This is a genomic window from Schleiferilactobacillus shenzhenensis LY-73 (assembly GCF_000469325.1).
Lineage (GTDB): Bacteria > Bacillota > Bacilli > Lactobacillales > Lactobacillaceae > Schleiferilactobacillus > Schleiferilactobacillus shenzhenensis.
The window spans coordinates 17604-27670 of the sequence record NZ_KI271606.1; the positions used below are offsets into that span (position 1 = coordinate 17604).

The 10067-nt window shown below is 54.8% G+C and carries 15 protein-coding genes and 1 tRNA gene; all 16 read left to right on the top strand.

Annotation, left to right across the window (positions count from 1 at the left end; genetic code table 11):
* The first annotated feature begins 11 nt into the window (after nt 1-11).
* The gene (locus L248_RS12875; protein ID WP_022530688.1) at nt 12-230 is read left to right on the top strand and encodes a DUF3310 domain-containing protein; all 219 of its coding nucleotides are present in this window, start codon (nt 12-14) and stop codon (nt 228-230) included.
* Nucleotides 227-667, top strand: a complete 441-nt coding sequence (locus L248_RS12880; RefSeq protein WP_040536816.1) for a hypothetical protein — start codon at nt 227-229, stop codon at nt 665-667. Before L248_RS12875 ends, L248_RS12880 begins: the two co-directional genes overlap by 4 nt.
* Nucleotides 668-704: 37 nt before the next feature.
* A complete protein-coding gene (locus tag L248_RS15670) occupies nt 705-1088 on the top strand; it encodes a transcriptional regulator (protein WP_281169995.1) in 384 nt (127 codons plus the stop codon).
* A 150-nt stretch (nt 1089-1238) separates the two neighbouring features.
* Nucleotides 1239-1309, top strand: a tRNA-Trp gene (locus L248_RS12890).
* Nucleotides 1310-1407: 98 nt separating this feature from the next.
* Nucleotides 1408-2199, top strand: coding sequence for an HNH endonuclease (locus L248_RS12895; protein WP_040536845.1), 792 nt, complete (start codon nt 1408-1410; stop codon nt 2197-2199).
* A gap of 245 nt (nt 2200-2444) precedes the next feature.
* Nucleotides 2445-2891 (top strand): P27 family phage terminase small subunit, encoded by a 447-nt coding sequence (locus L248_RS12900; RefSeq protein WP_040536819.1) that lies wholly within the window; start codon nt 2445-2447, stop codon nt 2889-2891.
* Nucleotides 2892-2915: 24 nt separating this feature from the next.
* Nucleotides 2916-4625, top strand: a complete 1710-nt coding sequence (locus L248_RS12905; protein WP_022530694.1) for a terminase large subunit — start codon at nt 2916-2918, stop codon at nt 4623-4625.
* A gap of 13 nt (nt 4626-4638) precedes the next feature.
* Nucleotides 4639-4890: a hypothetical protein gene (locus L248_RS12910; protein ID WP_040536821.1), complete on the top strand. Its 252-nt coding sequence runs from the start codon at nt 4639-4641 to the stop codon at nt 4888-4890.
* Nucleotides 4891-4896: 6 nt separating this feature from the next.
* Nucleotides 4897-6132 (top strand): phage portal protein, encoded by a 1236-nt coding sequence (locus L248_RS12915; RefSeq protein WP_022530696.1) that lies wholly within the window; start codon nt 4897-4899, stop codon nt 6130-6132.
* A 57-nt stretch (nt 6133-6189) separates the two neighbouring features.
* Complete coding sequence (locus L248_RS12920; protein ID WP_040536848.1) at nt 6190-6807, top strand: HK97 family phage prohead protease; 618 nt, start codon at nt 6190-6192, stop codon at nt 6805-6807.
* Between the two features lie 68 nt (nt 6808-6875).
* Nucleotides 6876-8072, top strand: a complete 1197-nt coding sequence (locus L248_RS12925) for a phage major capsid protein (protein ID WP_022530698.1) — start codon at nt 6876-6878, stop codon at nt 8070-8072.
* A 144-nt stretch (nt 8073-8216) separates the two neighbouring features.
* Nucleotides 8217-8579 (top strand): head-tail connector protein, encoded by a 363-nt coding sequence (locus tag L248_RS12930; RefSeq protein ID WP_040536822.1) that lies wholly within the window; start codon nt 8217-8219, stop codon nt 8577-8579.
* On the top strand, nt 8569-8913 hold the full coding sequence (locus tag L248_RS12935) for a phage head closure protein (RefSeq protein ID WP_040536823.1): 345 nt from the start codon (nt 8569-8571) through the stop codon (nt 8911-8913). The genes L248_RS12930 and L248_RS12935 overlap by 11 nt, the downstream gene beginning before the upstream one ends.
* The gene (locus tag L248_RS12940; RefSeq protein WP_040536824.1) at nt 8903-9283 is read left to right on the top strand and encodes an HK97-gp10 family putative phage morphogenesis protein; all 381 of its coding nucleotides are present in this window, start codon (nt 8903-8905) and stop codon (nt 9281-9283) included. The genes L248_RS12935 and L248_RS12940 overlap by 11 nt, the downstream gene beginning before the upstream one ends.
* Nucleotides 9284-9706 (top strand): hypothetical protein, encoded by a 423-nt coding sequence (locus L248_RS16365; RefSeq protein WP_022530703.1) that lies wholly within the window; start codon nt 9284-9286, stop codon nt 9704-9706. It abuts the gene before it with no gap.
* Between the two features lie 29 nt (nt 9707-9735).
* Nucleotides 9736-10067, top strand: a 332-nt coding sequence (locus L248_RS16370) for a major tail protein (protein WP_040536826.1), incomplete at its 3' end; no start/stop codon positions are given.

Below are 10067 nucleotides of genomic sequence, written 5' to 3' on the forward strand. Positions count from 1 at the left end.
GGAGGCGCACCATGACTGACAAGAATATCCGGCCCGATTACTACCGGCATGGCACTGTGGATGTGATTGCCGTGCTATATCTGCTGTTCGGCGACACTGCGCGTGTCTTTCTGGTTGGCAACATCATTAAGTACATTGTCCGCTATCGGGACAAGAACGGCATGGAAGACTTGATTAAGGCCCGTACGTACCTGGATAGGTTGATTGAAGAGGAGGGGAAACAAAAGTGAACTGGCTTGGTATTTTCTGGATTTTGGGGACGCTACTTTGGATCAGCTGGTTTATCTGGGGTGACAGAATAATCAACCATTTCAGACGCGAGCAACGGTCCGAATCAGTAGTGAAACCAGAGCCAGCTAAACAGGTGCTCATGCTACCGCTTGGCAAGGCAGGCCCGTTTCCATATCGGCTGTTGGTTAAGGTTGGTGAGGGATACGTGGGCTATGGCACAGGGATATACAGTGTTGGCTACTCTATGTCTGACTGGGAGAAGGCTATTACAATTGGCAGTATCCACGATGCCTACGATTTCTCGGAGCATCACGACGACCTGCCGGAGGTGCTCAAACAGACCGGCGGTCACGCTGTCCTGATTCAGTATACAGAGACCGAACTTAAGCCGAAGGCAGACCCAACAGATCCGTCGTCTGACTGGCAGGACTTCTAGGAGGTGGACTACTATAGAACGCGAAGTATTTAACCATATCGTCCGGGTGTTGAAGGACTACCCAAACATCGACAAATATGTCCAGGAGCGTGAAGAGGCCCTTATGCATCCGTGGAAGGAATCAGATGGGAATATTGGAGGTGGCCGGTCTAATGTTCCTGGCAAGCCGGCTGAAGTAATGGCCATCACGATTGCCGATGACCGGCGACTGAGCAATCTCGAGCGCAACAAGCGGGTCGTGCAGGAGTGCCTGGACAATTCAGACAACCAGACAATCACTATCATTTACGAGCTGTACATCAAGCAGCATCCAACGCTGACACTCCAGGGTGTGGCTGATAAGGTCAACCTCACTCCCAGCGCAGTCAAGAAGCGGCGGGCCAAGTTCTTCGAGATGATGCGGGCTGAGCTTGGATGGTGACATGTTTCCCCTTTTTGGGTCCAGATAGCGGTTTTTAAGCGATAAGATGATATTGTGGACGATTGAGATAATCCCCTCGACATATGCTGTCCACATGGCGTAATGCACGCCATCAAGTGTATAGTCTTCGGGCAATGGCCCGAAGCACATAGGCTTGTGATCCAATGGCAAGATGACGGTCTCCAAAACCGTTCATGCAGGTTCAAGTCCTGCCAAGCCTGTTCATGTGGGGCAGCCATCCGAGAGGGTGGCTGTTTTTGTAGGTCAGCGATTAATTGACCGGTGGAGGCTGGCCGATATATCCCGGGAGGTATTTGTGATGGCTATCCAAAAATTAGTGGTCGTCAACGGTCGACCGACCTTGGTCGATTACAGTGAGCCGTCACGTCAAGAGCGAGACCGCAATTACAGCAGCGACCGGCGTCAGAATCGACCAGAGTACACGCGCTTCTACAGCTCGAGCATCTGGCGTAAGACCCGTGCACAGGTGCTGCTGCGCGACAACGGTGAGTGTCAACACTGTGGGATGCCAGCGACGATGGTCGATCACATTGTGCCGAGCGCTGACGACTGGACTGATCGTCTTGATCCAGACAACCTGCAGGCTCTCTGTGACAGCTGCCATCACATCAAGACAGACCGCGAGGAGCGGGCCAAGCAACGGGAGGTGCAACGGGCGATGACAGTAACGGTGGTCTGCGGGTATCCAGGATCTGGTCGAGCAAGCTATGTGCAGCAGCACGAGGCAGAGCATGACATCATCATCGACAAGTATGCGTTGATGCAGTCTCTCTCTGGTCGCGGCAAGTACGATGTGGATGCGGACATCGACGACTACGCTGAGTTGGCCTATGAGCTGCTGCTGCGCAAGGTCAAGGTCGACACTAGATACAACCGAGTGTGGATCATCTTGGCTGGACCAGACACAAGGCTCGACAGTCTGTTGGTCAGTCACAACGTTGAGCACATCCTGATCGATACTGATAAGTCAACATGTATGGATAGACTGAGCAAGCTCGATATCGATAGTGATGTTGTCACAGAGTTGATGAGACAAGTTGATGTTGCCAAAGCGACAAACCAATTCGACAAGTTTATCAAGATTAAATAATGCTTTTGAGCAATTTTCCAAAACAGTTTTTTCAAACCAAAATTACTTCACAAACGGCACACACTCGGCGTCTGGAGACTCCCGACCCACCCCCTATTAATTTTTTCGGGGGCCTTGGGAGAGTAAGCGTTCGGACGCAGCCCCCCTTTGTGTGCCGCAAATTCTAAAAATTATTTTTTGGCCAGCATGGCTTGTGAATTAAAATTGCTCAATTGCTTGGGACAGTAAGCTAAGGAGGTGACGACATGGGACGTAAATACAAGGTTTTGGAGGCAAGTACCGGTAATCTGACAGTTTTGCAGCAGCAGACTAAAGCGGCTGCCCAGGCATTGGCCGCAGACGGACTGGCACCGATCCAGGCTAAGCCGTCTCCACATCTCAGTCCCGCCGCTGCCGCCGAATATCGTCGAGTAGTTGCTAATCTGGGAACACTGCCTATTCGAGATTTGGATCGAGCTGAGCTGGAGATGTATTGCACGTGGTACGCCATTTACACTGACGTAGCCGAGCGACTGCAGGACACAACCGACATGGACGAACGGGCAGCATTGATGATGCAGCTGGATAAATCGACCAAGAATATCAAGGCCCTGGCTTCCGACCTCGGTCTGACGGTCAATTCCCGGATGGCCATGAATATGCCCAAACAGGATAGCAACAAGCCGACTGGCATCAAGGCCCGCTTCGGCTAAATCTACCTCAGGAGGTGATAAATCTTGACCGACAGCACAACAGAATACGCACAAAAGGTTGTCAGCGGCGAGATTCTCGCCTCCAAAAAGGTGATTTTGGCCGCAAAACGGCATTTGAATGACCTGGAAAAGGCAAAAAACTCGGACTTTTCTTACGTTTTTGACGTCGAAAAAGCCGAAAAAGCCATCGGTTTTATGGATATTTTGCCTGATCCCAAGACCATGCGGCCGTTTGGGCTCGCTGACTACCAACAATTTATTATCGGCAGCCTCTATGGCTGGGTGCGACGAGACAACCCGAACCTCGCGAGGTATCACAAAGCATTTATCTCGATGGCTCGGAAGTCGGGCAAGTCGATTTTGGTATCCGGTATCGCCCTCGAAAAGTTGCTGCTGGCCAAAGAGCCAGCGTACTCGCGGCAAATCTATACGACCGCCAATGACAAAAACCAGGCCAGTATCGTATTTAAGATGGTGGCTAAGCAACTCACAGCGCTGCAATCCATTGATCCTGAGATCCGCCGCTCGACCAAAAAAGTCAGGGACGAGATCAAGAACCTCGACGACTACAGTTACATCCGGCCTTTATCCCGCGAGACCGGCGCCATCGACGGTTTTGAGCCCGCGGTCGCCATCCTCGACGAGTACGCAGCCAGTAAGACCACCGAAATGATGGAATTACTGGAATCCGGTCAAGGACAGCTGCTCAACCCGCTGATGGTGATTATCAGCACCGCCGGCTTTGACCTCAACCTGCCCATGCGCACGATTGAGTACCCATATGCCGACAAGGTCCTGCGCGGGGAGCTGACTGACGACCAATATTTTGCTTATGTCGCTGAGCAGGACAGTGTGGAAGAAATTGAAGACGAATCAACCTGGGTCAAGAGCAACCCAATTCTGACAGTCCCGGCACAGCACGACGTGATGCTGGGATTTTTGCGTAAACGCCGCAAGGAGGGTCTCGCAAAAGGCCAGTATAACCAAGTCTTGGTAAAGAATTTTAACATGTGGCGCCAGTCTACCGAGGACAGTTATCTCGACATTGAGGCGTGGCAAAAGTCAGAATTAGCCGAAAAACCAAGTATCGCGGGCCAAAAAGCCTGGATTGGAGTCGATGTGGGCCGCACCAGCGACCTGTTTGCCATTAGCTGGCTGATTCCGCACGACGATGGCTGGTGGCTGGACGGATACGCGTTTGTCGCCAGCAAGGGTGGCATCGAGGCCAAAATCAAGACCGACAAAGTCGATTATCTTGCGGCTGAGCAAGCGGGCGAGGGTGAGATCACTGAGCTGGAGAGCGGCGTCATTGACAATGACCGCGTGTATCAGTGGCTGGAAGCCTTCATCCACGACAATGGCCTGGATGTACAGGGGATCATGTTTGATCCCTATCAATTCGGCCCTCTGCTCACGGCGATCGAGAAGCGCCACCCGGAGTGGCCGCTGGTGCAGATTCGGCAGGGCACGATCACGTTGTCAATGCCGACTAAGCAATTCCGCGACGACCTGATCGCGGGCAAGATCCAGCACAGCGACAACCGCATCCTGCGGGCCGCCGCGGTCAATGCAGTGCTGATGTCCGACAATAACGGTGTCCGGATCAACAAAAACAAGTATGCCAACAAAATCGACATGCTTGATGCAGCGCTAGATGCCTACAGCATTGCGTATCGCGCGACGGATGACGTGCTGACCGATGACGACGTGCTCAATGGCGGCTTTGGCTTCTGAGGAGGATAACCACGTGAAAAACAACAACAAAATGCTGCGACACATCAAGTCGGCTAGCCGTTGGTTGAGCAAGCTATTGCTGACACTCCTGCAGCTGGCGATTGCCAACACTTGGCAACTGACCCTGATTGCCGGTCTTTTCTTGATTGGCGCAGGTCTGTACAGCATCAACGCCATTCTGGGCCGGATCGGTGCTGGGGTGCTGCTGGTGTTATTAGCAGTCGTGATTCGGCATGAGGACAAGATTACGCCAGAGAGGGGGTGATTTTAAGTGGCATTTTTCCGCAGTTTAAGCCAAAACGCAACTGACGCCGACCCCCATTGGGCAGATGATTACTTCGCGGACGGCACGTTACCAGCATTCCGCGGCGGCTACGTGGGTATCGGTGCATTGCGCAACTCTGACGTGCTGACTGCTGTCAGCATCATTGCTGGCGATGTGTCTCGCTTCCCACTGATCATCAAGGATCGCCGGACGGATGCTGTCATTGACATGGATGACATCGATTATCTTGTCAACGTCAAGGCTAACAAGCGTTTAAGCGCCTATCAGTGGCGATTCTCGATGATGGTCAACGCAATCCTGACCGGCAACGCATACAGCCGCATCGTGCGTGATCCGCTCACCGGGGCGCCGGCGATGTTTGAATTCTACGCACCCAGCCAGACCAGCATCGATACGACCGACCTCGACCACATCAAGTACACGTTTACCCCATATAACTCGCTCAACCAAAAAGTTGTCAGCATCGACGATGTGATCCATTTTAAGTTTTTTTCATACGATACCATTACCGGGCGCTCGCCGCTGCTATCTCTGGGCCAAGAGATTGGTCTGCAGGAGGCGGGTATCCAGACACTGACCAAGTTTTTTGGCTCAGGTCTCAAAGGGTCGATCCTCAAAGCAAAGGGCGCCAAGCTGTCCCCTGAGGCGCGTAAGAAGACTCGTGAGGAGTTCGAGCGCGCACAAGAGGGTGCGACAGCCGGCTCGCCAATCGTTATCGACGAGACAACTGATTATAAGCCTCTGGAAGTCGACACCAGCGTCCTGCAGCTGATCAACTCCAACAACTACAGCACGGCGCAGATTGCCAAGGCCCTGCGCGTGCCGGCTTATCGGTTGGCGCAAAACAGTCCCAACCAGTCGGTCAGCCAGCTGTCTGACGACTACATTCGGCAGCAGCTGCCATTCTATTTTTTACCCATCACCAGCGAATTTGAAATGAAGCTGCTCGACGACACTGACCGGCACCAATACCGCTTTGACTTTGACACTCGGTCCGTCAACCCGACGCCGATTGCCGAGGTCAACACCGCGGTCGGGGGTGGCATCATCACTGCTAACGAGGGCCGCGCCAGCTTGGGCAAGAAGCCGCTCAACGATCCGCACATGGATCAGATCATGTCGACCCTCAACACCGTATCTTTGGACATCAAGGACGAATATCAACAGACCCACAACAGCAATGGGTCAGCCAAAGCGACCAGCGACGACGCCAAGAACTAATGTTTGCATACCCCATTAAAGGAGGTGATGAGTTTGGCTGAAGAAAAAGAAATCCGCATGACTGCGACGCCGCTGGTGTTGCGGGATGCGGAGACGCCCGACGCACCGCAGGTGATTGAGGGCTATGCACTCAAGTTTAACAAGCCATCAGAGGTCATGGGTTTTGGCGTGCGGTTTATCGAGACCATCGACCCGCACGCATTGGATAGCACAGATTTGAACGATGTAGTGGCGCTGTTTAACCATGACCAATCACAGATTCTGGGCCGCACTGGTGTCAATCTCGGCTTAAGTGTCGACAACATCGGGCTCAAGTACCGGATCACGCCGGAAGACACTAACCTGTGGCGCGACCTGACAGCAAACATCAAAGCCGGGATCATCAAGCAATCCAGCTTTGCATTTGACCTGCCAGACGATGATGCAGCGCAAGAGTGGGCCCCGTCAGACAGCGATGAGGCCGACTACACCCGGACGATCAAGGCGATCGCCCATATCTACGATGTGAGCCCAGTGACGCGGCCCGCGTACCCGGATACCGAGGTCACCGTGGGCAGTCGCGGTCTGGTGCTGCTCAAGGCGGCCCAACAACCCGCTGCGCCACCCGCGTGGCAGAGTGACCGGGATAAGATGATCCGCGAACTGCGCCGCCAGCAGCTGCTCAACAAGCTCTAAAAGACCGACACGACAGTCTTTTGGGGCTATTTTTGTACCCACAACTCTACCTATGGAGGTATACAAACATGACCATTGACGAAAAGTTAGCAGCATTGACCAAAGAGATTGACGAAAAGCGCGCCCAGGTTGCTCCGCTGACCCAGGAAGTGCGCGACTTGGCCGAAAAGGCTGAATCTGACGAAGAATTTGCGGCGGCAAAGGAAAAGCGAGCCGCCCTGGATCAACTCAACGACGCCATCAAACAAGATGAGGAGCGTGCAAATTTGTACAAACAAGCAATCAAGGGCCAAGAACAGCCCAATCCCACCGCAGTCAAGACCGCGCCTGTCGCCGATGAGCGCCGCGCCGAGATCAATGCGGCAATCCGCAGCAAGTCCGGCGGTCAGGACATCGTGATCCCGCGAGAATTATTGCGCGCAGGTGCGGCGTCTGACACGCCCACCACCACTGGCATCACCAGTCCCGATGCGGCCCCGACCATCCCGGTCGACATCAGCTATGTGCCGCAACGCGAGGTGCAGACGGTCGTTGACCTCAAGCCGTTCGTTAACGTGTTCGCGGCCAAGTCGGCGTCTGGCAAGTATCCGGTGCTCAAGAATGTCACCGACACCCTCCACACTGTGGGCGAGCTGGAGAAGAACCCCGCCCTGGGCAAGCCTCAATTTAGCGATGTCGAATGGGCGGTTGCGACCTACCGTGGCGCAATTCCGTTGTCTCAGGAGTCCATCGACGATTCCGCTGCTGACCTGATCGGCATCGTCAACGCCAACGCCCAGCAACTGGTACGCAACACCAACAACGCGGCGATTGCTACCGTGCTTAAGACCTTCCCGGCCAAGACGATCGGTAGCGTTGACGACCTCAAGACCATCAACAACGTCGACCTGGACCCGGCATACACTCGCGCCATTGTGGCCAGCGCCAGCTTTTATAACGCACTGGACACGCTCAAGGATGGCAACGGCCGGTACTTGCTGCAAGACAGTATCACCAGCCCCTCCGGCAAGACTGTCTTGGGCATCCCGGTCGTGGTTGTCTCTGACACGACCTTCGGCGCGGCTGGCGAGGCGCACGCATTTATCGGCGACATCAAGCGGGCCGTGCTGTTTGCTGACCGGGCCGAGCTGACCGTGCGTTGGGTCGACAACGACCTGTACGGCCAGTATCTGCGCGCTGGCATCCGCTTTGGGGTCGCCAAGGCCGATAGTGCAGCCGGTTTCTTCCTGACCTATACTGCTTCGACACCCACACTGTCAAAATAGTCGTGCCCGATAGTCAAGCGGGCGATAAACCCACCGCCAGCAACACGGTTGCGGAGATCATCGCTTGGCTCGACGCTCATGCAATCGACCACAGCGGGGTGACCCTCAAGGCCGACCTGCTCAAGTTGATCGGAGGTGGTGCTGATGGATGAGGATACTGGCGCGCACAAGCCCCTGACTGACGCGCAGTGGGAGGTACTCAAGATGTACGCCAAAATCGACCAAGACATCGAGGACGACATGCTGCAGTTTTTGGTCACTGATGCGGGCGCTGAGCTGGCCGCGGCGATCAAGATGGGCAGCAACCCTGAGGATTATCTCAGTAAGCCTGAGTACCGTGACCGCTTTTTCGCGGCGCTCGCCAAGACGGTCAAAGAGGATTACGACTACCGGGGTCTGGGTGCGGAGATCATGCGATACCCGCTGAGTACCCCGGTAACCAATGTGATTCACCAGCTGCGGGCCGAGGTCGAGACTGCCGAGGACGGTGACGCCCATGCGGACTAATCGCATGACTGAGCGCATCCAGTTTGTCTCCTATGAGTCCGATGTGATCAACGGCGTGCCGATTGACGGTGTCAAGGTTGACCACGGCACGGTCTGGGCTGAGGTGCCCAAGATCACGATCCGCGAGGCGACTGATCCGCAGACCAAGCTGGGCACACGCAAGGACACACCGACATTTTTGGTGCGCTATCTGGCGGCGGTCAACGTGCAGCCTGAGTGGCGCATTATCTGGCGGGGCGTCGAGTACGAGATCACTGGGATGGACCCGGATTACGAGCGTCGTGATTTGACTACGATCACGGCCCGAAAGCGAGGTGGGACAAATGGGAGTTGAGGTGACTGGTGCTGACGAGATGCTGGCTAAGGTCGACCAGCTGCGCTATGGGATGCAAGCCAAAGCCAAGGCGGCCGTCAAGGATGGCGGTGCAGTGTTTGCCGATAAGCTGACAGCCAACACTCCCGTGGGAGTCGTACTTGCACCATCAGGCCACATGCGAGATGACATCGAGCTCGACCGAGTACGCTGGGTCAACGATGAAGCGGTCGTTGATGTTGGTTACTCCATGCGGACCGGCCCACGGGTACACTTCCCGGATTCCGGCACCAGTCGGCAGCCTGCCCAGCATTTCATTCAGAAATCGCGTGAGGTAGCCAAAGACCCAGTGCTGGAAGCCTTCATCAAGCATTTGAAGGTTGGTGATTAGATGCTCGCTGACCAAATCGTCTATCAGGTCCTGTACAACAGCAGCGACCTGATCAATCTGCTCGACCGTGTTCGGGGCCGTCCTGCCAAGGGCCGGGCCATCTATACCCAGACGCCGGATTTTAGCAACCAATCGGACAAAGACCTGGTCAAGTTGTCTCCATGGGTGCGGATTGGTCTGGTACCTGGCGACGACGCACTCTATGCCGACGACAACCGCATTATCGAGTACCCGGCGGTGCAAGTCGACTGCTGGGTCGACCGGGTGCGGGTCAACGACATCAGCACGATCGACCAGCTGCTCTACCAAACCCTGCACGACGCAGGCTGGGAGCGCTACTACCACAACAGTTACATTGACGGCGACACACCCGCACTGCGGATGCTTACCGGACAATATCAATCGCAAGGGATCGGCTTTTAGCTGGTCCCTATTTTAATGGAGGTATTCAAATGGGCAAAGTAAAAATTGGTACATCTGCGTTCGAATATGGCTTGGTGGCCAACGACTTGGTCGCCGCACCGACGACTAAGGTCCCCGGCTTGACCAGCGTGCAGCTGGAATTGACCAACGATCTTAAGACTATCCCGGCAGATGACGCACCATACGTAACACTGAGCTCCGGAATCACTGAGACCAAGCTGACCGCCGAGCTGATGGACCTGCCCAGTCAGGCCAAGGTCGACTGGTTTGGGATCAAGTTGATTGGCGGGACTGAGGTCTACAACAAGGACCTCACCCCCAACGACATCGCTGTGTTGTTCAAAACCAAGGACGAAAACGG

Bases quoted from the DNA above. Each gene is read 5' to 3' on its own strand.
- L248_RS12875 (WP_022530688.1), top strand. From the start codon at position 12: ATGACTGACAAGAATATCCGGCCCGATTACTACCGGCATGGCACTGTG.
- L248_RS12895 (WP_040536845.1), top strand. From the start codon at position 1,408: ATGGCTATCCAAAAATTAGTGGTCGTCAACGGTCGACCGACCTTGGTC.
- L248_RS12900 (WP_040536819.1), top strand. From the start codon at position 2,445: ATGGGACGTAAATACAAGGTTTTGGAGGCAAGTACCGGTAATCTGACA.
- L248_RS12920 (WP_040536848.1), top strand. From the start codon at position 6,190: ATGACTGCGACGCCGCTGGTGTTGCGGGATGCGGAGACGCCCGACGCA.
- L248_RS12925 (WP_022530698.1), top strand. From the start codon at position 6,876: ATGACCATTGACGAAAAGTTAGCAGCATTGACCAAAGAGATTGACGAA.
- L248_RS12930 (WP_040536822.1), top strand. From the start codon at position 8,217: ATGGATGAGGATACTGGCGCGCACAAGCCCCTGACTGACGCGCAGTGG.
- L248_RS12935 (WP_040536823.1), top strand. From the start codon at position 8,569: ATGCGGACTAATCGCATGACTGAGCGCATCCAGTTTGTCTCCTATGAG.
- L248_RS12940 (WP_040536824.1), top strand. From the start codon at position 8,903: ATGGGAGTTGAGGTGACTGGTGCTGACGAGATGCTGGCTAAGGTCGAC.
- L248_RS16365 (WP_022530703.1), top strand. From the start codon at position 9,284: ATGCTCGCTGACCAAATCGTCTATCAGGTCCTGTACAACAGCAGCGAC.